The 24,986-nt window shown below is 54.3% G+C and carries 21 protein-coding genes; 11 read left to right on the forward strand and 10 right to left on the reverse strand.

From position 1 onward, the window contains the following. The first annotated feature begins 12 nt into the window (after positions 1–12). The gene (gene pstS / locus JK213_RS08030; RefSeq protein WP_249200485.1) at positions 13–1,002 is read left to right on the forward strand and encodes a phosphate ABC transporter substrate-binding protein PstS; all 990 of its coding nucleotides are present in this window, start codon (positions 13–15) and stop codon (positions 1,000–1,002) included. A 22-nt stretch (positions 1,003–1,024) separates the two neighbouring features. On the opposite strand, the gene JK213_RS08035 is transcribed toward pstS, so the two are convergent. After that, positions 1,025–1,174 carry a hypothetical protein gene (locus tag JK213_RS08035; protein WP_211571341.1) on the reverse strand — a complete coding sequence of 50 codons (150 nt, stop codon included), beginning with the start codon at positions 1,172–1,174 and terminating at the stop codon, positions 1,025–1,027. Positions 1,175–1,212: 38 nt separating this feature from the next. On the opposite strand from JK213_RS08035, the gene JK213_RS08040 reads away from it, so the two are divergent. Continuing rightward, positions 1,213–2,670 carry a carbohydrate porin gene (locus JK213_RS08040; protein ID WP_249200472.1) on the forward strand — a complete coding sequence of 486 codons (1,458 nt, stop codon included), beginning with the start codon at positions 1,213–1,215 and terminating at the stop codon, positions 2,668–2,670. Between the two features lie 101 nt (positions 2,671–2,771). Then, positions 2,772–3,689: a polyphosphate kinase 2 gene (gene ppk2, locus JK213_RS08045; protein ID WP_099287011.1), complete on the forward strand. Its 918-nt coding sequence runs from the start codon at positions 2,772–2,774 to the stop codon at positions 3,687–3,689. Positions 3,690–3,744: 55 nt separating this feature from the next. Here the strand turns inward: ppk2 and JK213_RS08050 are convergent, their stop codons facing one another. Both JK213_RS08050 and JK213_RS08055 read right to left on the reverse strand, forming a co-directional pair. After that, positions 3,745–4,890: an acyltransferase gene (locus tag JK213_RS08050; protein ID WP_194262508.1), complete on the reverse strand. Its 1,146-nt coding sequence runs from the start codon at positions 4,888–4,890 to the stop codon at positions 3,745–3,747. Positions 4,891–5,008: 118 nt separating this feature from the next. Beyond that, positions 5,009–6,292, reverse strand: a complete 1,284-nt coding sequence (locus JK213_RS08055; RefSeq protein ID WP_194262507.1) for a hypothetical protein — start codon at positions 6,290–6,292, stop codon at positions 5,009–5,011. An 847-nt stretch (positions 6,293–7,139) separates the two neighbouring features. On the opposite strand from JK213_RS08055, the gene JK213_RS16120 reads away from it, so the two are divergent. Then, positions 7,140–8,675 (forward strand): oligosaccharide flippase family protein, encoded by a 1,536-nt coding sequence (locus JK213_RS16120; protein WP_194262506.1) that lies wholly within the window; start codon positions 7,140–7,142, stop codon positions 8,673–8,675. Positions 8,676–8,721: 46 nt separating this feature from the next. Here the strand turns inward: JK213_RS16120 and JK213_RS08065 are convergent, their stop codons facing one another. The 4 genes from JK213_RS08065 to JK213_RS08080 all read right to left on the reverse strand — a co-directional run bounded on the left by JK213_RS08065 (position 8,722) and on the right by JK213_RS08080 (position 12,993). Further along, positions 8,722–9,789, reverse strand: a complete 1,068-nt coding sequence (locus JK213_RS08065; protein ID WP_194262505.1) for a tetratricopeptide repeat protein — start codon at positions 9,787–9,789, stop codon at positions 8,722–8,724. A gap of 31 nt (positions 9,790–9,820) precedes the next feature. After that, complete coding sequence (locus tag JK213_RS08070) at positions 9,821–10,447, reverse strand: phosphatase PAP2 family protein (protein WP_194262504.1); 627 nt, start codon at positions 10,445–10,447, stop codon at positions 9,821–9,823. After that, entirely contained in the window at positions 10,440–11,759 is a 1,320-nt protein-coding gene (locus tag JK213_RS08075) for an O-antigen ligase family protein (RefSeq protein WP_194262503.1), read from the reverse strand. Before JK213_RS08075 ends, JK213_RS08070 begins: the two co-directional genes overlap by 8 nt. Positions 11,760–11,844: 85 nt before the next feature. Next, a complete protein-coding gene (locus JK213_RS08080; RefSeq protein ID WP_194262502.1) occupies positions 11,845–12,993 on the reverse strand; it encodes a glycosyltransferase in 1,149 nt (382 codons plus the stop codon). On the opposite strand from JK213_RS08080, the gene JK213_RS08085 reads away from it, so the two are divergent. Then, on the forward strand, positions 12,992–13,171 hold the full coding sequence (locus tag JK213_RS08085) for a hypothetical protein (RefSeq protein WP_194262501.1): 180 nt from the start codon (positions 12,992–12,994) through the stop codon (positions 13,169–13,171). The genes JK213_RS08080 and JK213_RS08085 overlap by 2 nt on opposite strands. A gap of 50 nt (positions 13,172–13,221) precedes the next feature. On the opposite strand, the gene JK213_RS08090 is transcribed toward JK213_RS08085, so the two are convergent. Together JK213_RS08090 and JK213_RS08095 are read right to left on the reverse strand one after the other, a co-directional pair. After that, positions 13,222–13,812, reverse strand: coding sequence for a polysaccharide biosynthesis/export family protein (locus JK213_RS08090; protein WP_228125508.1), 591 nt, complete (start codon positions 13,810–13,812; stop codon positions 13,222–13,224). 13 nt (positions 13,813–13,825) lie between these two features. Then, entirely contained in the window at positions 13,826–15,139 is a 1,314-nt protein-coding gene (locus JK213_RS08095) for an outer membrane beta-barrel protein (RefSeq protein ID WP_194262500.1), read from the reverse strand. 273 nt (positions 15,140–15,412) lie between these two features. On the opposite strand from JK213_RS08095, the gene wbaP reads away from it, so the two are divergent. The 6 genes from wbaP (at position 15,413) to JK213_RS08125 (ending at position 23,470) form a co-directional block, all read left to right on the forward strand. Continuing rightward, positions 15,413–16,900, forward strand: coding sequence for an undecaprenyl-phosphate galactose phosphotransferase WbaP (gene wbaP / locus JK213_RS08100; protein ID WP_228125507.1), 1,488 nt, complete (start codon positions 15,413–15,415; stop codon positions 16,898–16,900). A 16-nt stretch (positions 16,901–16,916) separates the two neighbouring features. Then, a complete protein-coding gene (locus tag JK213_RS08105; protein WP_194262498.1) occupies positions 16,917–19,094 on the forward strand; it encodes a polysaccharide biosynthesis tyrosine autokinase in 2,178 nt (725 codons plus the stop codon). Between the two features lie 14 nt (positions 19,095–19,108). Further along, positions 19,109–20,197 (forward strand): glycosyltransferase family 1 protein, encoded by a 1,089-nt coding sequence (locus JK213_RS08110; protein ID WP_228125506.1) that lies wholly within the window; start codon positions 19,109–19,111, stop codon positions 20,195–20,197. 443 nt (positions 20,198–20,640) lie between these two features. Continuing rightward, entirely contained in the window at positions 20,641–21,591 is a 951-nt protein-coding gene (locus tag JK213_RS08115) for a glycosyltransferase family 2 protein (protein ID WP_194262496.1), read from the forward strand. A 1-nt stretch (position 21,592) separates the two neighbouring features. Further along, positions 21,593–22,468: a glycosyltransferase family 2 protein gene (locus JK213_RS08120; protein WP_194262495.1), complete on the forward strand. Its 876-nt coding sequence runs from the start codon at positions 21,593–21,595 to the stop codon at positions 22,466–22,468. A gap of 36 nt (positions 22,469–22,504) precedes the next feature. After that, positions 22,505–23,470: a hypothetical protein gene (locus tag JK213_RS08125; protein ID WP_194262494.1), complete on the forward strand. Its 966-nt coding sequence runs from the start codon at positions 22,505–22,507 to the stop codon at positions 23,468–23,470. Between the two features lie 49 nt (positions 23,471–23,519). Here the strand turns inward: JK213_RS08125 and JK213_RS08130 are convergent, their stop codons facing one another. Continuing rightward, positions 23,520–24,971 (reverse strand): phosphomannomutase, encoded by a 1,452-nt coding sequence (locus JK213_RS08130; RefSeq protein WP_194262581.1) that lies wholly within the window; start codon positions 24,969–24,971, stop codon positions 23,520–23,522. Between the last annotated feature and the right edge of the window lie 15 nt (positions 24,972–24,986).

A 24,986-nucleotide genomic window follows, 5' to 3' on the forward strand; every position in this document is an offset into this window, starting at 1 on the left:
GCGTGATTGAGCATGTATCACTGGGGCAAGCGGGCCGCGCGCTGCGTGATGGGCGTTCTTGGAGTCCTTTTCTGCACGACGGCCTATTCCGCTGACCTCACCGGTGGCGGCTCCAGCTTTGCCGCCCCGCTTTACCGGGGATGGGGCGAAGGTTTTCATCGCCAGACCGGCCTGTCTCTGACCTATCAGAGCGTTGGCTCCGGTGCGGGACAAAAGCTCGTCATGACTTCTGGTGCGGATTTCGGAGCCTCGGATCTCCCACTCTCGGCCACCTTGCTGGACTCAAACAGCCTCTATCAGTTCCCGACCGCACTGGGCGCGATTGTGGTGATTATCAATGTCCCCGGCATTGCTTCGAACCAGATGAAACTGGACGGACCAACACTTGCCGCGCTGTTTGACGGCACGATCACAACATGGGCCGATCCACGTCTCCGGGCCCTGAACCCCGGCCTGCGCCTGCCGGATCTGGATGTGCTTCCCATCCACCGCGAGGAAGCCTCGGGCACCAGCCATGTTTTCGCGGATTATCTGCATAACGTCGCGTCCGACTGGAAAGCCGGGATGTGGGGTGATGGCCCGGAAGCGCGGGGCAATGACGGGGTTGCGGCCAGCGTGCGTCAGTCCATCGGAGGCATCGGCTTTGTGGAATATGCGTTCGCGCGTCAGAACAGGCTCAATACCGTCCGGCTGAAAAACTATGCCGGACAGTTCGTCACGCCGGAAAAAGCGTCGTTCACCAGTGCTGCCACCAGCGCGGACTGGGCGCACGCTGACCATTACGCCGTGAATCTTCTTCAGGCCCCGGCGCCGCAGGCCTGGCCGATCATGAGCGCAACCTTCGTTCTCGTGCCTGCCCATCCGACAGACAAAACGGCAGCCGCCGCCACAAAAACATTTTTCAGATATGGCCTGAAACAGGGCGATGACGTAACGCGGGCTCTGGATTACGTACCGTTGCCCACGAACGTGAAAGACAGGGTCCTGTCCGGCTGGCCCTGAACTCTGGCACGTCATAATAACTTCACTTCACTTCCCCCGCCCCGTCCTGTGAATGGTCCGGACAGTCCACGCCCTCAGGGAAGGGGAGCCGTCTTGCCAGACCGTGTTCCGGGTCATTGCCGATCTCCACACGTCTCCAGCCCTGCGGGAGCACTAGATCCGGTTTTCCCACCGCTGTTCCTGTCCGCCTCCATCTGACGGGATACCGGCATGTCCGAAGGACATTCTCCTTCGCTTCTGCGGCTGACGGGCCGATATTTTGCTCTGCTTTTCCTGATCGGAACCGCACGGGCGGCAACAGCGCCGCTCGTCACCGATGTGCTACCATCAGGTGTTCCCCTGCCCTCTCCGGCACCGGGTTTTGTTTTGCCTCCTGAAGATACGGGCACCGAACTCCTTGGAGATGTCGGCGGCGCACGATCATGGCTGGGCCGGAAAGGAATCCGGTTCAATCTTCAGGATGTCGAGGAAGTCTGGGGCCTCGCTTCCGGCGGCCTGCATCCCGGTCCGACCTATGACGGCATGACGGCCGCAACGCTTCTTCTGGAAACACGCCGGGCCTTCGGATGGCATGACGGGCTGTTCAATATCAGCGCCATTCAGGTCCGGGGACGGTCTCTGGCCGGAGAACGCCTTGGCTCCCTCAATCCGGTCAGTGGTTATGACGCAGGCCGGACGACGCGTCTGTTCGAACTCTGGTATGGGCAGGGGTTTTTCGGAAACCGGCTGGATATCCGCGTCGGAACGATCGATCTGGACACCGAGTTTCTGGTCAGCCAGAACGCGTCCCTGTTCCTGAATGCCAGTTTCGGCTGGCCGCTCTCCACGTCCAGCAATCTCTATTCCGGTGGCCCCTCATGGCCGTTTTCCGCCGTCGGAACACGGATCAAATGGTCCCCCGCCTACCCGCTCGTCCTCATGCTCGCCATCACGGACGACAATCCAACCCGAGGTCCCTTCTATAGCACCCTCAGCCCCACACGGATCGACCCGTCAGGAACGACCTTTTCCACCAAGGGCGGCACTCTTTTTATGGGAGAGGCTCAGCTCTGGGTCGATGCAGCACAAAGCCTTTCGGGAAAGGATGCCCCTGCCCTTCCGGGAACATGGAAAATTGGCGGACTGTACGATACAGGCCGCTTTCCGGACCCGCGTTTCGACAATCAGGGTGGCCTTCTGGGGAGTCCGGAGAGCAATGGCACACCCTTTTACCATTCCGGAACCTGGCTGGGTTATGTCGTGTTTGATCAGGCGCTCTGGCGAACAATGGGCGATCCGGTCAAGGCCATCAACACTTTCGTACGCGCCACCATGGCCAGTGGCACCCGAAACCGTCTTACCGCCGAGGTGGAGGCCGGACTGACCTTTCAGGGCTTTGTCCCTTCCCGCCCCAATGACGTGATCGGAATCGGCTGGGGAACAGGATTTTTCAGCCATCGCGCCAAGGAAAACGCACGGGATGTCATCCGTCTTTCAGATAGCACGGCCAGACTTCTGGTGCCGGAAAACCATATCGAGCTGACATGGCAGGTTCCGGTCCGCGATTACGTCACCCTCCAGCCGGATTTTCAGTATTTCTGGAATCTGGGCGGTCAGGAACCGGTAAAAGGCGCCGCATCCGCATCGCAAGGAGCCGTTCTGGGTCTGAACATGACCACGTCCTTCTAAAACCGGTTTTATGATTTCAATTAAGTTTCAAACTTCGGTTCCGCTTTGCCCGGTAAGGTTCTGTTCACGGCCTGTAAAGCCGGTGACAAAGGAATCTATTCATGACGCAGGACAACGATTTCGGCGGTCTCTCGCCAGACGAACAGGCTCGGGCGCGCATGCGCTACGAAATCATCGATGACCTGGATGAAGAATTCGAGCTTTCTCTGGAAGAAAATGAAGGTGAAGGTCTCGATCCTGCGGACCGTGAATTCCGCCGCACTTATTTCCGCGAACTGATTCGCCTTCAGGGCGAACTTATCAAACTGCAAGACTGGGTCAAAGCCAGTGGCGAGCGGATTGTGGTCCTCTTTGAAGGCCGGGACGCTGCGGGCAAAGGGGGCGCAATCAAGCGCATCACCCAGCGTCTGAATCCCCGGATCTGCCGCGTCGCCGCCCTTCCGGCGCCAAATGACCGCGAACGCACGCAGTGGTATTTCCAGCGCTATGTGGCCCATCTTCCGGCCGCAGGTGAAATCGTTCTCTTTGATCGCAGTTGGTACAACCGTGCCGGCGTTGAGCGTGTCATGGGGTTCTGCACGGACGAAGACTATGAAGAATTCTTCCGCTCCGTTCCCGAATTTGAACGCATGCTGGTCCGCAGCGGAATCCGGGTCATCAAGTTCTGGTTTTCGATCACGGATGAAGAGCAGGAATCACGCTTCCGCGCCCGGATCGAAGACCCACTGAAGCAGTGGAAGCTCAGCCCGATGGATCTTGAAAGCCGTCGCCGTTGGGAAAATTACACTCTGGCCAAGGAAGTCATGCTGGAACGTTCCAGCATCCCCGAAGCCCCATGGTGGGTCGTTCCCGCCGTTGACAAGAAACGCGCGCGCCTGAACTGCATCGCCCATTTCCTGTCACTCGTGCCCTACGAACCCGTCAGCCGCACAGAAGTTGTGCTGCCGGAGCGAGTATTCCATCCGGATTATGAGCGCGAACCCACACCCGAGACCATGCTCGTTCCCGAACGCTACTGAAAACCACGTCTTCTCCTCCCTCTGACGGGAGGAGAAGATGCCTGATTTCAATCAGTCATCCCCGGGAAAGAGCGGTCCTGACGCGACGTTGAAGGCTTTTTCCAAAGTCATTGAATGGGATTTCAATGAAACGAAAGGCAAAATACGACGCTGCCAAGGATATTGCGAGAACCGGAACAAGCATCAGGGAGGCCTGTACAGGAAGCGAGTACGGAAGCAGGAAAGACGTCATCAGCCGCGCAACAATGACGATAACTAGGAAATGAACGAGATATATTCCAAAGGAAATATCTCCAAGCCAAACCAGCCACCGCACCGAAAGAAGCCGGGACATATGGCTCTTTGTCGCAAGGCCATAAATGATGACAGCAGCAAAAATGGCTTCGACAAGACTGCGGAACGGATCGTTGAATGCCGGATCAACCTGGCCTGTCACCACCTCCACTATCTTCCAGGCCCCAACAAGTCCGATCACCGCCACATAGAAAAACAGGTCGGAATATCGTTTCTCATGAGCCTGTAAAATCCTGAAAGTCAGAATTCCGACAACAAAATCGACCGCGTAAACTACAGGAAGACTTTTCCCGCCACCATCGGCAGCAATAAACGATAATACCGCCGCAGTGACAAACGTCAGTGCAGCAAGCCAGAAACGTCCTGTGCAGGCTTTGACCAAGAATGGCAATATCAATGCCACCAGTAATTCGCAGGCGATCGTCCAGTTCTGGGGAACAAGAGCACTGTTCATGCCAACAAAACATCTGGCCAAGATCGAGGCCGATAACGGCACACCATGCGGAAGCAACCCGGCAAACCAGGAATTGGTAAATGGCACGTCCCAGGTCGAAAAAGACGATTTTACATAAATAAGCGATAAAGCCGTTACGACTGCAAGCAGCGGAACAATGCGGAAAAAGCGCCGGACGTAAAATCCAGCAAGCCCACTCACGCTTATGGACTTTCTGAAAAGAGACGGAGACAGGACGAAGCCGCTTAGAACAAAAAATACGACAACAGCCGCTTGCGAATTCAGAAAGATATTCTGGTATGCCAGCCAGAAAGTTTCGCCTCCAGGAAAGCAACGCACATAATGACGCAACAATACGGTTATGGACGCAATTCCCCGCAGTGATTGCAGAGACGGGATATGATCCCCTGAAGAGCTACTCAAACCGGTGGGCTCGTGCGTCCTGTCAGACATTCTGTTTGTTGTTCCTGAAACGGTTTATTATCCAACATTCATACTGGAAACAAAAAAAGAAGCACCCGTTTCCAGGTGCTTCTTTTTCAATCCCGGAACAGACTAATCGCCAGAGCGATTAGCAGCCCCAGTGAGACGTGTTGTGGATCACAGATGCCTGGGAATGCGACGAAGACTGTCCCGATGACGAGAAGCAGCCGTGTGAACCGCTCTGCTGGCCCCAGTTGAAAGAAGAGCTCCAGCCGCTACCGGACTGGGCGGAGTTGCCACCAAACCAGTTGCTGCTGCCACAGCTGCTCGACTGCCAACCCTTGCAGGACGAGAAAGCATTGCTCCAGGACGCAATGATCTGCTTGATGGAAGAGGAGTAGTCACAGCCACCCGATCCCCAGCCCCAGCCCCAGCTCGCGCCATGGCCGCCACAACCCGTGCTGGAGCCATTATGACCGTTCGATCCCGAGTGACCGTCGTGGCCGTTCCAACCGGAATGACCGCTCGAGTTTCCATCATGATGACCCCAGTGGCCACCGTGCCCACCACAATGGTTGCCCGAGTTGCCACTGTTTGCGGACGTATCAGAAATAAGATAATTACCGCTCTTATCCTGAGTAATCGCGAGGGTACCCGGAGTATATCCGGAAGCCATCGTGACACTGTTCAGGGTCAGCGTGTGGTTATCGCTTTCCTGCACAACGAGGCTGTAGCTACCGTCCGTATTCTTGACATACGATGCCGAAAGCGGGGTCTCGCCCGTATTGGCTGTGATTCCGAACTGGGTTTTGGAAGAAACACCCGAGAACTTGGTGTCGACCGTTCCGTCCGAACCATTGAGGAAAAACTGCTCGCTCGACTTGGAGTCGAATGCAACAGAGACACCCGTCGTCAGAAAACCCGTGTACATCGTGCTGTTGCCAGAGAGCGTAATGTGCATCGAATTTTCGACGTTGATGCTGGCTGTCTGGCTACCAAACGTGGAATCAACCAGATTCAGCGTGCCGCCGCCATTCAGACGAGAACCCGCGCCCATGAAAACGTTGCTACGGTTGTTTTCGATGGTAAGGGTGCCGTTCATGACGTTGATGTCGCCAAGCTGAACTGCAGACGGCGTATCGATCACGATCGTGCCGTACTGGAACACCTGGAAAGCACTGGTCGAGAAGACAGGAGAGCTTTCGCTGGACTGGCAGGACGTTGCCGTGATGTCGAGTGTGCCGTATCCACCGATTGTCAGGCTGGGAACCGGCGTTGCACTGACCGTGCTCGCGACAGCTTCTGCCGTGACAGTAGCGCTCGTACCGAAAATGGAAACGTCATGATACGTGGTCGGAGACTCACCCGTCGACCAGTTCGTGACATTATAAAAATCGCCGCTAGTGCCGCCGGTCCAATAAGTCGAAGCCATGTCGCAGTTATCCTGTACTATCGGGAGCAGTCCCGAAAATATTACAATCAATCCCAAGGCGCTCAATTATTGAGTTAGCGCACTTTTGGATCGAATAATGTGCACTTACTCGCACATCCGAAAAATCTTTTCTCATTAATAAGACGTTAATGAGTTTTTTTGTTATCAACACCGCCCTCAAGGCCGAAATATGCGCAACTAAGAGGGCTTTTTCAGCAGAAAGGGCTCAACAAAAAAAATCCAATCCAGACTTTTCGTCAAAAAAGCCAAATATCTTCGGCAGATATTCCCAATAGTTAAAATGTGATTAATTTTGTCCTATTCGAACAAATGCTTAATTTTTAAGCATCAATGAAAAATATACGGAAAATCAACGGAGCATTGTCATTCTCTCAACGAGACGCCCATGCCGCCGATGGCCTTGGCTCCGAACAAACCATTAATATGGACCGGGAATCGGGTTGGTAGGCAAATATGCTAGCACTATGCCCTGCACTGGAAAGAATGAGCAGATCGGAACTTTGATCTTCCACCATCCAGTCTGACTGTATTGGGTAATCTGCATCCGCGCGCAGGTCTTTCCACCCTCGTCGGCGATTTTGAGGTCATGGCGCTGCCCTCCCGAAATAACATCAAAACATTTTAGGAGAGGGTTTTTGTAGGCAACAGCATGAAAGGCGGGTGACAAACCAAAATAATTCGGCAAAACGCAAAGACGAATGATGATAATTTTATTTTCACGGCATGGAACAAACGTCTCAAAAGAAATAATCTTAGAACTTGAACATCTCCTGGACTGGAGGCATCCATAACCAGAATGATAGCGCTGAAGGGTTGACGCACTCTCGTGACTAATAGCCTCGAACCGGAAAATGCCCCGATCCCGGAGCAGGAAACATTTACGAACGTCGGCGCAAAAGCCGCACGCGGTGCGGCACTTCTGCTCGGGGCCAAGCTGTCAGGTCGTCTCCTGGATTTTGTATCGCTTGTTGTTCTGACCCACCTTCTGCTGCCGGCCGATTTTGGCGTCGTGTCTCTGGCCATGTCCGTCATTTATCTTACGGAAGCCATTTTCGAACTTCCCTTATCTCAGGCGCTCGTTGTTCTGGAGACCATAGACAAAGATCATCTCGACACATCATTCACGCTCAGCTTCCTGCGCGGCACCATTATTTGTATTATTATCTTCGTCATTTCCCTCCCATTTTCCATTATATACCACGACTCCCGGCTGTTTCCGCTGCTCATGGCGCTTAGTCTGGCTCCTGCCCTGCGCGGAATGTGGAGTCCGACCCTGACGCTTTACACAAAGCGTCTCGATTTTACGCGCGAATGTATCATCGATTTTCTCGGAAAATTTGGTTCTATGACCGTTGCGGTTATTGTGGCCGTGACAACGCGCTCCTACTGGGCTGTTGCAGCCGCAACGATTACAAATACTGCTTTTGGGATGATCGTTTCTTATGTGATCTCTCCATACAGACCACGCTTTACGCTATCGCGATGGAGCGATTTCAGAAATTTTCTTGGCTGGAGCAGTGGAGGCCAGATCATCAGCGCCATCAACTGGCAATATGACCGCCTTATTCTGGGACGCATGGTTCCTCCGCAAACCTTGGGAGCCTTTTCGATCGCGAGCGATCTGGTGGGGATTCCGTCACAGGCCATTATCGCGCCCCTCAGTCGTCCCCTGCTTTCTGCCCTTGTGGCGCGGCGGGACAACATGGATCACTTCAGAAATCTCTACCAGTTGTCGAACGCCAGTGTGTTCATGATCATTCTCCCTATTTTTATTGAAATGTCTGCGCTTTCAGGGGAGATCGTCCATACGATTCTGGGGGCAAAGTGGGAAAAATCCATAACCTATATTTCCCTGCTCGCCATTCCACCGATCCTTGCAGGATTGGCAGAAGGCATTTCAGCACTGGTCATGGCTTTCAAAAAAAACCACCTTTATATGCGCCTTAATTCTCTGGAATTTGCCTTCAAAATCCCTATCGTCACAGGGGCGTCCTATTTCTTCGGAGCGCTGGGGGCATGCTGGGGACGCATCTGCGTCGCATTCATCATGATGCTTATCTATCTCTCGACCACCAAAACCCTGATCAAAGTCTCTTATGGCGAAGTCTTCTTTCAGAACTGGCGGACCTGCCTGGCCGGCATCGTGTCGTGGCTCAGTATAGAAAGTATCAAATGGTATCTTCTCCCGGCTTCATGGCCTGGCATTATAAAACTCTTCATTCTCGGCAGCGCTGGACTCATGGCTTATGTTCTTGCGCTGCTCGCACTCTGGTCTATGACCGGAAAAAAACCTGGATCGGTAGAAGCCAGGGTCGTTGGACTATGCATGTCAAAGCTCAGGAAAAACCGCGTCGCGCTTTGACAGGCACACTGTCTGCCAGACAGGCATCCCTCCTTGTCAGTTTTTCCTACCCGAAACGTTGCAGCAATTCTTTCGCAGCAGCGTTTCCTCGCGATGCTGCGAAATGCAGAAGCCTTTTCGCCTCTGCGGGATCAGCAGCACATCCCATTCCATTATAGACCAGCTGGGCCAGTGTTACCGCAGCGCCCGCGTGTCCGGATTCTGCGGCCCTGCGATACCATGAATGGGCCTCAGGAAAATTGGGACTCACACCATCGCCCTGAAGATTGATATCTCCGACCAACGCAATCGCTTCAACTTCTCCACCCTGTGCGGCTTTGCGCAACCACGTCTCGGCTTTGGAAACATCCCGCTCCACGCCACGCCCCTGATAATAGGCGATTCCAACCTTCATCTGTGCCGCAGGCCGATCATCTTCAGCAGCTTTCATGAAATGCTCGAAGGCCTGCGCGTCTTTTCCGCCCTCATATTCCAAAACGGTTCCGAGAGTCAGTTCAGCATCCGCAAGACCAGCCTGCGCTGCCTTGCGGATACAGGATAGACCCTGCTCGCGCTCCGCGGCATTTTGCGCGGCTCCAAGCAGATCAAGACCATAGCCATAAAGACCCTGCACATTGCCAGCCTCAGCAGCCCTGCGATAAAGCTCCCGCCCTCTTTCAGGATCGCGCAGAGTGTCAGGCCCTTGCATCAGGAGATGAGCCATCATCGCCATACCGTCGGGATCTCCGCCGTCAACGGCTTTCTCCGCCCAGTGCAAGGCGCCTTCATAGTCAGGCGCTCCCTGTTCGGGAATTCTTTCAAAAACTGTCGCGCGATCTACGGATGCTGGGCCCAGTCCCATGTAACACAACTGTGCCAGTTTATGGCACGCTTGGGCGTGACCATGTTCTGCGGCTTTCTGAAACCAGCGCAGGGCTTCTCCGGGGTTTATAGGGACGTCTTTATCCGCCAGATAAAGCTCTCCCAGAACAAACTGAGCCTCCTCATTTCCTGACGTCGCCAAAGTATGAAGCTGTCTGAGTCCCTGCCTGGCCTTTCCATGCTCCAGCAGTCTCTTCGCATTTTGCAGCTTTGCCTCGGGCCGGAGAAATAACGGGAATCCGAGTTTACTCATGGGACTTTTCCAGACTTGAAGAAATATAAGGTCAGGTTGTGGAGAGTGTTACAGGACAGTGCCTGAATGGCGCAACAAACCGGTGAGAAAAATATTCAAGCCATACTTCCGCTGGAGACCTCAGACCATGCAGTGACAAGGCTACGATCAGAACGCCCACAAGAAGCACTACAACAGACCAATCAGGCTGCTTTTGTTTCGAGGATGTCTGTATTTCCCGATAGCGTGCAAACGTCAGCAACAGAACGCCCACCATTCCCAAAGCGCCCCCCACACACACCTCGGCAACGGAATGGACATGCAACCAGACACGTGCAGCGCCAGCGAGCAGTGCAATCGCCAGAGCCCCCATAAAACCTGCGATCGACAGCCTGCCAAACAGCACAATCATGCTGCCATAAACAAACGTCGTACCTGCTGTATGCCCGCTCGGGCTGTAAAGATTCTGGCCCGGAAGCCGGCCGCATGCTTCAAACTCTAGTTTGAGCACCAGCATTCCGCCAAACACCACGATCACCAGAGCCAGCCATTGGAAAAATATTTTCCGCCGCGCCTGCACGATCAACAGAAGACCAGTCAGGGCCATCACCGGCCACAGGATATTTTCGTCTCCGAAGTCGCTAAAAAACCCGATAAGACTTATGAGACCGTCAGGCACGCACCCGCTTTCCCGCTTTGGTCTGAAGGCGAATCAACGATGACACCAACATGGCCAGCATCACATAAAAATCCATCGTCCCCAGAACGGGGCCTGAAATCAGGGTCGCAACCGTTCGCCCGAGCAATGCAGTAAATGTTGCCTCGATCATCCATGCATCAAGCGATCGTTCACCCGCTGCTGCCTTGATCGTGCGATAGATTTTCAGAAACAGGCTTCCATTCCAGATCACCAGAATCAGAACACCTACAACGCCTATCGTAGCCAGAAAGCCCGGAAGAAGACTGGAGGAACGGTCACTTCCCCAACCGGTCCCAAGGCCATAGGTGTCAAATGCAAGTTGGTACGAATCAGCGTCCTTCTCGGTCCGCTCCTCATAAGAAGCCGACTGTTTCTTGTCCTGGGTTTCCAGCATGACTACCGATGCCGCTTTTACGACATCAGGCGCAAAAGCCGTCAGAGCCAATGTCGTCACCCCCATGCACACTATTCCGCCTGCAATGAACATCATCAGACGTCGGAACAATCTCCTCTCACGACTTAATACGGCGTAAACGATCAACAGGACCAGTCCAGCCAGCATGGCGACATATCCCGTCGTCGACGTCGTCATCAGCAGACACAGGGTACTCATGAAAATCATTAACCGTGTCGCCCAGTTTCCATACCCTCTCAGAGTGGACCATACGGTTGAATAAAGCGTCCCTGTGAGAAATGTCGCACAGGATGAAGGTTCGGTGAAGGTTGCATTGATGCGGGGCACTGGGCCGCTCATCTGCCCATCGAGCACGGCCCAGCCTGGATTGGAATAGAAAAGCTCTTTCGGAAACGGAATGCTTCCGACCAGACGGTGCGCCATCTCCCAGAAACCGATCCCACATGCCAGAGCGGCTCCCAGAAGATAGGCATTGTAAAGCCGACGTGGGTCAGCCTCACGCCGGGTCAGAAAAAAAACAGTCATGACAAACATGACAAGATCTAAAACCAGATAACAATCCTGGGTCATGTTCCCACGCGTGGGCGCAAGCGGAACACGGGCGGCTACGTCGTCCATTTTCTGGGGCCAGACCAGCACAACCCCTTCAAACAGACGGGGCAGCAGAATGGAACCAAGGAGCGCCCAGAAAAACGAGATAAAAAGCGGCACGCAAAATTTGAGGGTCGGTCCAACCGCGGGGAACTTGACCCCCAGCATGAACTGAAGACCCATGAACGCAATGAAGAGCATGCCCGGAGCCATTGTCGGCTGCAGGCCAAGCCCCCCCATGACCAGAACCGCTGCCGCCTGAAAAATGCCTCCTATGAGAGTCAATTCCAACAGACGCTGCGGATCTTTCCTAAAGAAGAAAATGAAGCTGAGGGGCCAGAAAATTAGCCCCATCGCGGTCAGAGGCATATCAGACCCTGTCGTTCGGCCGGGATGGCATGAAGTCTCGCCATTGCTGTTCGACAAAGGATGTGAAGCGTGAGCGGAACAGCTCTTCCGAAAAACGGAGAGCGTTCTGATGACACAGTTCCGGGGTCATATCCTGTTCATGCTCTTCGAACTCCTGAACAGCTGCGACGATGCTTTCCGCGCTCTGGGTGTCAAAAAGAAGACCTGTCACGCCTGACTGGACGATATCGCAGGCTCCCCCGCGGCCATAAGCAATCACCGGCGTTCCTGCTGCCTGTGCCTCAACCAACGAAATACCGAAATCTTCTTCGCCCGCATAGACGAAAGCCTTGGCGCCACCCAGCGTCGACTGGAGTTCGGCATCGGACACATGCCCCTTGATCGAGATATTCGGAGCGTCTCCGGCCTTTTCCCGAACAAGTTCCAGATCTGTACCACCGCCAATAACGATCAGTGTCTTATCAGGCATGTTCCTGAAGGCTTCGACCACCAGATCAATCCGCTTGTAAGGCACCAGCCGCGACACCACGACGTAGTAGTCCTTTTTCACCTGTGCGACCGAAAAACGCTCCAGATTAACGGGAGGCGGAATAACCGCAGCCTCACGCCGCCATGTCTTTCGTATCCGCCGGGCGATATAATTGGAATTGGCGATAAAAGCATCCACTCCGGCCGCGGCACGAACGTCCCAGTTCCTCAGGCGATGGAAAAGCCAGCGGATATAGAAGCCCCGCAAGCCACGATTCAACCCGCTCTGGCGAAGATAGGTGTTCTGGAAATCCCACGCATACCGCATCGGCGAATGCACATAAGACACATGCAACTGATCAGGGCCTGTAATGACGCCCTTTGCCACTGCGTGATGACTGGAGATGACGATATCGAATCCACTGAGATCCCACTGCTCCACAGCAAGCGGCATCAGACCAAGATAATGCCTGAAAAAGCGACGTGCGAAGGGCAGTTTCTGAATGAATGACGTCTGGATTTTACGGCCACCGAGCCGCGCCCGGTCTTTTGGAGACAAAAAATCCACCACGGCAAAGATTTTTGCATCCGGGTAACACTTAATTAATTGCTCGATGACAAGCTCGGAGCCGGCCCAGTTTTCAAGCCATTCATGTACGATCGCAACTCGGATGGATTCCATGTCTCTTTTTTCTCATTCTGCTGCCATCGAACGCCAGTCAATGACAGGTGCCTGCACTCGTTCAACGAAACCCGCGTCGGTGGAAGATACATCGCCCATCGCTGGCAGCGGAATTGGACTTGCGGCGTTTCTGGGAACATTCATCTGGATCGCTGGCGGTTACTGGCTCTTTTCCTGAGCTGTTGCCACTTGAGAGTAACAACCCAGTAAGAGCCTAGACGCCCGGCATCAGAAATGCCGTTCGTATACCTTGATGACATCCCCCGGCTTTACGAAATTCTGGGGATAAAGCAGTCCGGCGACCGTATAATTTCCCTCTTGGCGGATTGTGTAGGCATATCGCTCCCACGACCGGTAAGTGAACCCACCAGCCGCAGCGACAGCGGAAAGCATCGTCATGCCCGGCTGATACGCATATTGCCCCGGATGTTCGACTTCGCCGATTATTGAAATTAAACGGTAGGCCGTAACCTGAACCGCAATCTTCGCATCCCGGAGAATGGCTTTCTGTCGCAGAGCCGCTGTAACCTGTTGACCAAGCTGTTCCGTCGTCAGACCCGACGCGTGAACGTTCCCGAGTAACGGGATATCAATGTCGCCTGCACTGTCGATTCGAAAATCAGAAGTCAGCTGATCCTGCCCGTAGGTTATCAGACGCACCTCGTCATCGGTTCCAAGGCGATACTGCACTGGGTCGTAGACAGGAACCGGCGAAAGACCGGCACCCGGGCTACAGGCCGCCAGAGCAATGCCCGATATGGGAAAAAGGACATATTTCCGCACACTCTGTAACAGCGACATTCGGGAGATTTCTGTCATGATGAGAACTTTATCATAATTGATATTTCACACTTATCATAGCCATATCGATGCTGTATCGGCTGCTCCCCGAAGCATTCGTATTTCGATAGACGTTAGAAGCCTCAAGAGAAAAATGCTGGTCCAATGCCCAATCCACGCCAACGCTGAAGTTGGCATTCAACTGGGACGTCATCGTCTGATATAACGGGGTATTGTTGAAGATAGCCGGGCTCTGTCCAGCTCCGCCCTGTTGAATCTGGAAGCCGGCGTGCAGGACGACATTACGGGAATAGACCTGACGGATATCAAGAGCAGCGGTCGTATAAACAAAACCGATCACGCTTTCAAAAGCACTATCAGAAATCCCGCGTGATACGGTCAGAGACACTCGCGTCATGCGTGTAGGGGTCCATGTCCCACGCAGCTCTGCATAAAACGTATTGAGGGTTTTATAGGCTGAGACATTATAGAATCGATTCTGATACCCCCCCAAAACACGAATACTGAAAGGACCCGGTATTTCATAATCATAGCCGAGCAGAGCCGAAAAGCCGTTGGAATCTCGTGAAGGAAGATGAAACCGGTTATTGGAGTACCGGATCTCAACACCCTGCCCGATCAGTAGCAGATCGCTGCCTTCCGCAAGGCTGTAGCGCACCCCAACCCCTTCAGAGAAAAGGAGCCGATCACGATAGGACTGATGCAGATAGATGTTATCGCCTGGAAGGTCTGTGAAAAGGAAACGCTTCAGATCGAAGTTCGGAATGATCGACAATCTTCCGCGCGTCTCGATCCTATCATCCAGACTGAGATCTTCCGTAAAATAAGGAATGGGCTGATTGACCTCAGCAGCCCCCAGATCAGATGGCATCTGGGTCATCTTCTCATGATCAAACCGATAAGAGAGGCGATGGCGGCCGATCTTTTCATATCCGCGCAGAAAGGCCGTCCAGTTCGTCTGGTTCTGTAATTTCCGCTCCGGATAATACTGCTGGCTAACGGTAGCCCCGATATCAAGCAGTCTTCGATTTTGGGTCAGCAGTCCTTCAAGATTGGCATTGGTTACACTGGCCACACTTGGAACCCCGCCCATCATCTGGTCGGCATTATTGGTATAGCCCCATCCTTCGGACGCCCCCCCACTGATCGCCCAAGGCCCATATTGCAAACCCTGTGATCCATAGCGACGATCCGTATCAGACTGAAACGCATCGACAGAAAGGCCGTCTTCGGCGCTTCCCAGCGCAGAGAGATTCTGTGTCACGACCTGCGCATGCGCCGCCCCGCTCAGAAACAGGGAGAGCTGCGAGGCGATCCCGATCTCAAGCGCAAAAAACAGACGCAAACCAGTTTTTTCACGACACACGAACATAGGACCTCTTCTAACAGAAAAAGATCCACCCAGAAATGCTTCGATTGCAGCAATAGCGACAGATATGAGACATATACGCTATGACGATTTATTAATTGTCAATATTGTAGACGTACATATGTTTTTGTGTCTATAAAAAGCCTTAATTACCGAGAGATCGTTATTTTTGTACCCGTTCGCCCGGAGACTAATTGGGGAACAACGCTGCTATCGCATCCGGTAGCATCTTTGAAATGCAGAGAGCCGATGAGCCTATTTCCTTCTTCTTTCCCCCAAGACGCTCTCGAAATTTTTCCAGACAGGGAAGCCTTAACTGCGCCCGACGGCGTGCGCTCCCGATTAACATCTGATCGCTCATCAAGGATTTTTTTCGTCTTTCTTGTAAGTGACGTGATCGCTTTATGCTTTTCGGTACTGTTTGGCAGCTGGGTCGCCTCAGTCCTGCACAACATGTCCTCTGGAGACCCAGCTTTTCTGGATGCCCGTATCAACGCGGTGCACACGATGGGCTCTCTTATGCCCATCTGCCTCGGCGTTCTCCTCTATATGTTTGCGAGCGGAGAATACCGCATCCGGTTTCCGTTCTGGAGTGAGTTCGGGCGCCTGATCACAGCCGCTTTCTGTGCCTTGCTGGCGACAGGTTTCTGGGCCTTCGCCTTTCAGATTTCCGGGCCGCGCTCTGCGCTTCTGCTGCCCTGGATTATCTTTCCCTTCTTTGGCGAATTCATGCGGCAGTGCGCCAGGCGCATTCTCCACACACTGCGTTTATGGCAAATTCCTACGGTTCTGATCGGAAACGAGACCGAAACTGCTCAGGTACGTCATGTTCTGGCCAGCGAAACGCTCTCCAGCTACGAAATCATCGGATCCCTGAGCCCCGAAGCCGCAATAGGGTCTCTGCTGGCTTCTGAAAATGCGAATGCATCTTCAAGATTTCAGTTTCTCCTCTGCCTCGACCCGACCGACACGTATTCACGCGATATCATCGAGTGGCTGACGCGTCGGCGCGTTCCTTTTGCGCTGATCCCGCAGATTTCCGGGATGCCCACGCACGGCCTGACACAATCGTCCTATTTCAGCCACGACACCATTATTCTGTCCTACAAGAGCAATCTGGAAAATCCGCTTCAGCGCAGGCTCAAATTCACCTTTGATTTCCTCGCCGCCCTGCTTCTCTTCATTCTGGTCCTGCCCGTTTATGTGATCCTCTATGTCCTGATTGCTCTGGACGGTGGTCAGCCAATCTATGGTCATCGACGGATTGGCCAGAACGGGCGTGAGTTCAAATGTCTGAAATTCCGCTCAATGGCGAAGAATTCCGATGAACTGCTGAAGCAGCTTCTGGAGACCGATCCTCTTGCCGCGGCCGAATGGCAGGAAACCCAGAAACTTCGCAATGATCCCAGAATCACCCGTGTTGGTCACTTCATCCGGAAAACGAGCCTTGATGAACTGCCGCAGCTCCTCAACGTATTACGCGGCGATATGAGCCTGGTCGGGCCACGACCCATCGTTCAGGCAGAAGTCCGTCATTACGGCGAGAATTTCGATTATTACCAAGCCATCCGTCCTGGAATTACCGGGCTGTGGCAGGTCAGTGGCAGAAGCGATACCGGCTATGCTGAACGCGTCCAGCTGGATCGATGGTATGTGCGTAACTGGACTTTGTGGCACGATATCGCAATTCTTGCGAAAACCCTACCCGCCGTTTTCCTGAGACGCGGCGCACGGTGAGCAGGACACATCACTCATGAGCCAGATTTCCGGTGCAATGCCCCCACAACAGTATTCCCCGATGGACATTGGTCCTGCCCCCGAGCAGGAATTCGCCGGTTTCGGTAGAATTTTCTCCATCCTTCGCCAACACAAACTTCTGATGTGTTCCGTTGCGGGCGGCACTTTCCTTCTGGGAGCAGCCGCCATTGCGACACTGAAGCCCTATTACGAATCTGTCGCCGAAATTGCGATCGGTGCACGGGGCATGATTTCCCCATCGGAACTCAGTCCTTATGCAGACCGTGCGCTGGATCTGGTCGCTCTTAATACCCAGATTGATATCCTCAAAAGCCCAACCATTGCCCTAATGGTGACGCAGCGTTTGCACCTCGCGGACACTCCTGAATACGTCAAGGCTTTGAATCCTTCTTTTGTGTCACAACTCAAGAAAAAACTTGGCCTTCAAAAAGCCTCCCCTCCTCTGACGCCGCAGCAACGTAACGAGGTGGTTTCCGGTCTGCTCATGGGGAAAGTTCACATTAGCAATGATGGGCGCTCCGCGATCATAGGAATTACTGCACGATCTGCAGGTCCTGATTTGGCGCCCGCCATCGCTAACGGCTACGTCAAAGCCTATCTCGATTTCGAGCAACAGGCCAAGATTCAGGCCGCACGGAACGCGAGCCTCCTTCTGGAGGAACAGATCGCTCCCCTGCGCCAAAGATCAATCCAAGCCGAACAGGAACTCTCGCGGTACAGGCAGGAGCATAATCTCTACCTGTTGGGCGATGATTCGGGCGGCGATTCTGGTCGGACGGCCCGTATTGCACTGCCTGCCACACCCAATGACCTTCATCTGACACAGATGAATCATGAACTCGGCGAAGCAGAAGCAGATCTGGCGAGCAAACAGGCTATTTATCACGAGGCTGCTTCTAGCGGTAACGTTGGAACCATTACTGCCATCACCGCCTCCCCCCTGATTCAAGGCCTCAGACTTCAGCAGACCCAGATCAACGCCCGTATTTCGACACTCGCATCCACGGCACTGGAACAGAACCCGGAGCTGGTCGCAGCGCGCGCCCAGGCCGCACGCATCGATGCCCAGATTGCGGCAGAGAGCCAGAAACTTCTTCAGAATTTGCGTTACGAAGCGGACGCTGCCCAGCAGCGGGTCAATGCTTTAAAAGAGCGCACTAACGCCCTGCAGGCGAATGTCACGGAGGAAGAACACGCAGACATCCGGCTTCGCCAGCTTGTGGGGGAAGCAACTGCGGCACAAACCCTGTATCGTGACTACCTCTCACGCCTTGGTCAGGTGTCCGCAGAAACCACCATTCAGCAGGCAGAGGCGCGCCTGATTACACCGGCAAACCAGCCTCTGGGGCCGGCGGGGCCGCCTAAGAAGCAGTATGGCATATTGTTGTTCCTGGTTTCTCTGGGGCTGGGCGCTGGTGCGGCCCTTCTGCGTGACCGCTCCCGCAGCAGTCTGCGGACGCTCGCCGAACTGGAGCAGCAGACACGGCTGTTCGGGCTCGGCGCACTCCCGCGTTTCAGAGGCTCGCTTCGTGAACAACTGACATCCGGGGACTCCCTGTATGGCCGGATGCTCAACTCCATGCGGGCCATCCTGACCTTCGGCAATCCCTCGATCCGTACGAAGATCACGGTCATCACCTCTGCGGAGAGCGGCGAAGGAAAGACCACGCTCGCCATTTCGCTGGCTGCCAGCATCGGGGCGCTCGGCAAACGCGCTCTTCTGATCGACTGTGATGCCCACCGGCCCAGCGTCCTGCGCGCGCTCGACCTCAGAGCACACGAAGAAGGTTTCATCCATGATGCCCTCCCGGGGCTGGATATTTTCGTCGCTAGCCAGACAGGCGAACCCGGCGTCCTGAATTTCGGCGCCCTCGGAGAATTTCTGGAGAAACATCGCGGCGAATACGATCAGATCATTATCGACACGCCACCCATTCTGAGCTTTCCCGAAGCGGGCGTTCTGGCGTCCTTTGCCGAAGGTGTCATCATCGCCGTCAAATGGCATCAGACATCCGCAAGTGCCGTGATCGAAACGCAGAGAATTTTGCGGACACATCACGCAAACTGTCTGGGCGCGGTCCTGACCTTTGTCGATATCGAAAACCTGCGACCGGAAGAAAGCCTTCGTATGGGTGATTATTCACACTACCGCAAGCTTGTTTCTTCTTCGTAATGGCCGTTCCTCCTATGAACAAATTTTTCCTTAACGGACGCTTTTCCGTCCAGTCGCTTAGTGGCGTTCAGCGTTTTGCGACGGAAATTACGCGTGCCCTTTCGGAAATCTGGCCTGCGGATCTGCCACGCCCAGAACTCCTGACACCCCGGACAAATCCCGGGACTTCAGTGTCTGTCGATCTTGGTTTTCCTGCGCGTTCCTGTGGCCGGTTCCAAGGGCAGATCTGGGAACAGATTGATCTACCAAAGGCCGCGGCATCAGGATTACTCGTGAATCTGGGCAATACGGCCCCTCTTCGTCTGTCATCGCGGCATAGTCGACAACTGGTTGTCATTCATGATGCCGGTGTCTTTTCAACGCCACAGTCTTACTCGCGTCAGTTTCGCGCCTATTATAAGATTTTGCATCGCCTTCTGGCGCTGGGCAAAACGCGCATCGTTACGGTCTCAGAGTTTTCCAGAAATGACATCGCACGTCATTTAAAGATCGATCCTGCACGTATCAGCGTCATCACCGAGGGTGCGGATCATGCCACCCGCATTGCGGCGGACAGATCCGTTTTAGAGACCCATGGTCTGGAAAGCGGAAAATACGTTCTGGCAGTTGGCAACAAAGCACCTCACAAAGATTTTGCAGCCCTTGATCATCTGGCAGCAACGCTGGGTCAGCGCGGGATCAAACTCGTCATCAGCGGTGGAATGAACGGACGGGTTTTCAGCGCAGGCGCTCCTGATCTGCAACATGCAACCTATGTCGGCAGGGTTACGGATGCGGAACTGCACGCGCTCTACAGCGAAGCCGAGTGTTTTGTCTTTCCGTCCATCTATGAAGGTTTCGGCCTCCCGCCCGTAGAAGCTATGGCAGCCGGTTGCCCGGTTGTTGCCCGCGATATTCCCGTCCTGCGCGAAGTATGCGGTCAAGCCGCCCTGTTCGGTCGAGCCCCCGCCGATCTGACGGCGCGTGTCATTGAATTGCTCGACAATCACGAACGCGCCAATGACCTTCGCCGCGCGGGATACGAACAGGTTCAGAAATACCGCTGGACGATCGCCGCAAGACAGCTTCTAGACATCATGCGCGAGGAATCTGCCAAATGCTGACAGCTTCCCGCCTATTGGCGATAATGATTGGCATCGCTGCCATCGTACCTGCCTATGCACAGGACGAGAGCGCAGGCCTTTCCCCAAGAAAGATGGTCTTATGGTGCACAGTCATGGATGGAGCCTCGAAACGCCTTTTCGCGTCTGATCCGGTTCCTACATCCGCACTTAGCCATATGGCTCTATGGAATGCCAACAGTCGTTTTATAACAATCGTCAATAGTCGCTACAATCTGACGATCCGTAACAACGATCATTCATGTTCCGTTTACCTCGATATGACACACGCTACAAAAGCCCGCGACGTGCTCGTCTCCCTAGCGCAACAGCGTGGCAACCGTATTGTAAACGTCGGATCGAATTAATTCATGCCCCCCGATACAACCCAGATGCCCTCGGCAGACCTCCTCTGCCCTCACGGTTCTCATGAGGACAACCGACAGATGCAGCCGACACCCACGAACACTGAAGAGACTGTGCTTTTTACAGAAAAAATGCAGGTCGTCGTGGGTATCGCCACCAGTAGCCGTCCAACAATTCTGGCCGAACTCGTGCGTCAACTGGCTCATCAAACGGTCAAACCACACAGAATCATCATCAGTTACGCCAAACCGGACGATATTTCCGCTATTCCCCAAACACTTCGGGACATGGCTTCAGTCGAATTCGTCACCGGGCATCAGGGAGCTGCCGTTCAGCGCAATGTCATCCTTGACCGCCTTAAAGACGAAGATATCGTCCTGTTTTTCGATGACGACTTTTTTCCCCACCCAACATATATCGCCCGTATCATCGAAGCATTTCGTGACAATCCCAATATTCTGGGCGCAACAGGACACGTTCTGGCGGATGGCGCACAAGGGCCCGGTCTGCTGATTGAAGATGCAAACCGTCTGAATGCCCAGGCTGACACAGCGGCAGTTTCTAAAATCGAAGATGCTTTCAACACTTATGGCTGCAACATGGCGTTTCGTTGTGCCGCCATAAAACGTCTTTGCGCGCGCTTCGATGAAAGACTCCCTCTCTATTCCTGGTATGAAGACATAGATTTTTCCCGCTCTCTTCTGCCTCATGGCCGGGTCGTCAAGGTCAACAGCGCACAAGGTGTGCATCTTGGAAACAAGACCGGGAAAGGCTCCGAACTGCGGCTAGGTTACTCCCAGATCATCAATTGCATTTATCTGGCTCAGAAAGGAACGTATCCTTGGTCCAACGCCCTGAAAAGCGCAGGGCGGCATCTCGTTATTAACACCCTGAAATCATTCAGACCAGAATATTACATCGACCGCAAAGGCCGTTTGCTAGGCAATCTGATCGGACTTGGCGACCTGCTGAGGAACCGCATTACGCCAGAACGAGCTGCAAAACTTCATTCAAATAAAAAGGCTTCCTGAGATGCGATTCTCCTTGGTTGTCTCGACTCTGGCCCGCCCTGCCGAAGTCGAGGCCTTCATGCAGGGGTTAGAGAAGCAGACGTTCAAAGATTTCGAAGTCATTCTGGTCGATCAGAGTCAATCGGACATCTACGAAGATCTTGTCGCTCGATACAGCGCCAAATGGCCTTTGAAACACCTTCGCCCCGAGATCAACGGACTGCGTTATGCTCGCAATTTTGGCGCAAACCTCGCAGTGGGCGACCTCATAGCCTTTCCGGACGACGATTGCATTTACGAGCCCGACACGCTGGAACGGGTGAACGCCTATTTCCGCAAAACAGATGATACAGGCTTCATTACTGGTGCCGTGCTCAATCTGGACGGCGCCCCCACAGCCATGGGGCGCTGGCTAAGAAAAAGCCAGAACCTGAATAAGCATAACATCTGGACCGGGCTAATCGAGTTCAATTTTTTCATGCCGCGCAACACGTTTGAAAAAATCAATGGGTTCGATGAAGATCTGGGGATTGGAGCCCCATTTGGGTCTGCAGAGGGCCCTGACCTTGCCCTCCGCCTGATGGCGGTAGGATCGAAAGGGTATCACGATCGCGCCCTTCTGGTCCGCCATATGGACAAACCGCCCACTCTCAACCGTGAACGCGCCTATGACTATGGCATTGGGATGGGGTATGTCCTTCGCAAGAACCGTGCAGCCCTGAAAACAGTCATGACATTCTTTATCCGCCCCTTCGGAGGGATCTGTCTCAGCATCATCCGCAGGCGATCTGAAATGACAGCCTATTATTTCAAGATGCTTCAGGGGCGATTGTCTGGATATTTCTGCCAGGCGGCCAGTGACGCAGCCCGGCATAGTGCAGGAAAAATTCTTTCCTGACAGACGTTTTTTTACAAGTGGGAAAGACATACCGCCATGCAAGTTCACTCACTGAAGATCCTCGCGATCGCCAGCCTGGTGGCAGTGTCGATTTCCACTTCACCTGTCATTGCCCGTCCGAATGATCCTGCCGCGATGATCGCAGCCTGTCCCGCATGGCCAGCCCATTGTCGGGTCGATCTGAATGGGCGGGTTTACAGACTTCAGAACACCCTGCACCTCAATCCGCTTACGACAACTCTGACCAATGGCGTATTGGACGCCTCCAGCCTTCCCGATGGGCAGCCTGCAATCCTTGTCTCATCAGATGGTAAAGGGCAGCCGGAAAGTTACGATACTGCCTCTAACAGCATTGATCATCTTGTTCTGACCGGTCAGTCCAAAGCAGACGGAATCGTTCTGGACAACAAAGATGATGATAACATTCGTGCCGCTGCAATTACGCTGGAAAACGTCTCCATTTCAGGCTTTCGGCGGGGACTGACTTTCGGAAACCATGCCTATGTTTTCGGTCTCTCGCATGTTCAGATCCATAATAACGCGACGGGGATCTATACCATTCCCAACCCCTCGGATGCCGGTGAACGGATTGCGTTGGAAGACGTCAATGTTTTCAACAACACACTCGGCGTCGATGATGAAGGCGGCATGGAGTTGGACTGGCTCGCATCACGTCTCGATTATAACGCGACAACCGCCTTCATTTCCGGTCCGTGGACGTTTGACGGGCATATCGAACTTGCTCCTCCGCAGACGCCTCCGATCCGGTTGCACGCCTTGGTCGGAAAACCAGCAGGTTCTCTTTACATGACCACCGGATCGATCATTCTTGTCAACCAGTCTGGCGGCAAGGCCAGCAGTGATTACTGGGTCCAAAGCGACAGTCCCTACAGCACCATCCAGTTTCCAGCCCAGACTTATGGTGTCCGCGGAAAGATCGGCATCATGAATGGCCCCGCCGCCGTTTATGGTCCCGCCTTTCCGGCGTTCAATCCTCACTGATCAGACAAAGCCCCTGATGAGGTGCAAAGCCTGATCAGGGGCCTGTCGCCTACGCCATCCAGCGTCTGACAGATTCAAGAGCCAGTGTCAGAAGTTGTTCGGCCCGCTCGGACGTCGCCGACTCAACATATACCCGCAATTCCGGCGCATTCCCGGATGGCCGCAGATGAATGATGTCGCCACGTTCGAACGTCATCCGGATACCGTCCGTTTCGTCAACAGCAGCGACTGGCCCGCAGGCTTCCGCGAAGCCCAGGGCTTCACTCACCGCTGGAACATCCTCGCGCAGAAGGGCCAGACGGGCCTTGCTTTGCTCTGTCGGGACATCTTTTAGACGGTCGCTCACCGTGAAGCGGGGCGGAAGTGTTTCAAGCAGCTCCGCAAGCCCACTCTGCCCGCTTCGGGCCGAAACCAGCGCACAGAGCATCGGCAGGACGGCATCGCGCGTCGGCAAAGCCACGAGACGTCGGCCGTCATGCTCGATATCGCTGGCGAGCAGAAAGCCCCCATTGGCCTCATAACCAACGGACGGAACATTTCCCTTCTCCACAGCATCCGTCATGCCTGACACGACAAACGGCGAGCCAATGCGCGTTCTTTGAACGAAGGGCGCAACGCCTGACGCTTCCAGCGCCGTATTGCTGCTGACGGGCGTTGTGACGGAAACGGCGCCAAGTTTGCGGGCCGCGAGAATGCCTAGTACATCCCCCCGGAGCCAGCGACCGTTCTGATCCGCCAACAGCGGTCGATCGGAATCGCCATCCGTCGTGAGGATCGCATCGAACTGTCCAGTCTGCGTCCAGTCCCGTGCGAGAACAACGTCTTCCGGGCGCACGGCTTCCGTATCGACCGAAACGAACACGTCCGAGCGCCCCAAAGGATGCGCTTCCCCCCCGAGGGCTTCGACGACGGACACCAGAACGTCCCGGCCTACAGCGGAATGCTGATAGATCCCGAGTTTCAGACCCGAGAGCGCTGTCGGGCCGAAGAAATCGACATATCTGGCGACATATTCCGGCAGCACATCAGTCAGAGGCGGAACTGCGACGTCAATTTTTAGCGCGCCGTGCTCATCGAACCAGCCATCCGGAAGTGTGACGTCCTCATGCCGCATGGCAGCTTCGTCGCTTTTGAGAAATTCGCCGTGCGCGCGGTTGAACTTGATGCCGTTCCGGTCGTCCGGAATATGGCTTCCCGTCACCATGAGGGACGGAATGCCCCTGCCAAACGCATAGAGGCTCAACGCAGGCGTCGGCACAAAGCCGCAGTTTACCGGCTGGCCTTCCATCCAGAGAATGGCAGCCGCACAGGCACGCAGAATACGCGGCGTACTCGGCCGCAGGTCTCCGGCGATGGCAACAGATGTACCCGGAGCAAACTCGTTCAGCGTCTGTAAATGTTTGAGATAGCCGACGGTATACGCAAAACAGACAGCATCCGTCATGGACGTCACAAGCCCACGCGCGCCGCTCGTTCCAAACGCAACGCCTGATTCCACCATCCAGTCAGCTATTTT

Origin of the sequence: Gluconobacter sp. Dm-44, from assembly GCF_018256175.1 — a bacterium.
Lineage (GTDB): Bacteria > Pseudomonadota > Alphaproteobacteria > Acetobacterales > Acetobacteraceae > Gluconobacter > Gluconobacter cadivus.

Bases quoted from the DNA above. Each gene is read 5' to 3' on its own strand.
- JK213_RS08115 (WP_194262496.1), top strand. From the start codon at position 20,641: ATGCAGCCGACACCCACGAACACTGAAGAGACTGTGCTTTTTACAGAA.
- JK213_RS08090 (WP_228125508.1), bottom strand. From the start codon at position 13,812: ATGACAGAAATCTCCCGAATGTCGCTGTTACAGAGTGTGCGGAAATAT.
- JK213_RS08040 (WP_249200472.1), top strand. From the start codon at position 1,213: ATGTCCGAAGGACATTCTCCTTCGCTTCTGCGGCTGACGGGCCGATAT.
- ppk2 (WP_099287011.1), top strand. From the start codon at position 2,772: ATGACGCAGGACAACGATTTCGGCGGTCTCTCGCCAGACGAACAGGCT.
- JK213_RS08050 (WP_194262508.1), bottom strand. From the start codon at position 4,890: ATGTCTGACAGGACGCACGAGCCCACCGGTTTGAGTAGCTCTTCAGGG.
- pstS (WP_249200485.1), top strand. From the start codon at position 13: ATGTATCACTGGGGCAAGCGGGCCGCGCGCTGCGTGATGGGCGTTCTT.
- JK213_RS08120 (WP_194262495.1), top strand. From the start codon at position 21,593: ATGCGATTCTCCTTGGTTGTCTCGACTCTGGCCCGCCCTGCCGAAGTC.
- JK213_RS08085 (WP_194262501.1), top strand. From the start codon at position 12,992: ATGTCTCTTTTTTCTCATTCTGCTGCCATCGAACGCCAGTCAATGACA.
- JK213_RS08110 (WP_228125506.1), top strand. From the start codon at position 19,109: ATGAACAAATTTTTCCTTAACGGACGCTTTTCCGTCCAGTCGCTTAGT.
- wbaP (WP_228125507.1), top strand. From the start codon at position 15,413: ATGAGCCTATTTCCTTCTTCTTTCCCCCAAGACGCTCTCGAAATTTTT.
- JK213_RS08105 (WP_194262498.1), top strand. From the start codon at position 16,917: ATGAGCCAGATTTCCGGTGCAATGCCCCCACAACAGTATTCCCCGATG.
- JK213_RS08080 (WP_194262502.1), bottom strand. From the start codon at position 12,993: ATGGAATCCATCCGAGTTGCGATCGTACATGAATGGCTTGAAAACTGG.
- JK213_RS08125 (WP_194262494.1), top strand. From the start codon at position 22,505: ATGCAAGTTCACTCACTGAAGATCCTCGCGATCGCCAGCCTGGTGGCA.
- JK213_RS08055 (WP_194262507.1), bottom strand. From the start codon at position 6,292: ATGGCTTCGACTTATTGGACCGGCGGCACTAGCGGCGATTTTTATAAT.
- JK213_RS08130 (WP_194262581.1), bottom strand. From the start codon at position 24,971: ATGGTGGAATCAGGCGTTGCGTTTGGAACGAGCGGCGCGCGTGGGCTT.
- JK213_RS08065 (WP_194262505.1), bottom strand. From the start codon at position 9,789: ATGAGTAAACTCGGATTCCCGTTATTTCTCCGGCCCGAGGCAAAGCTG.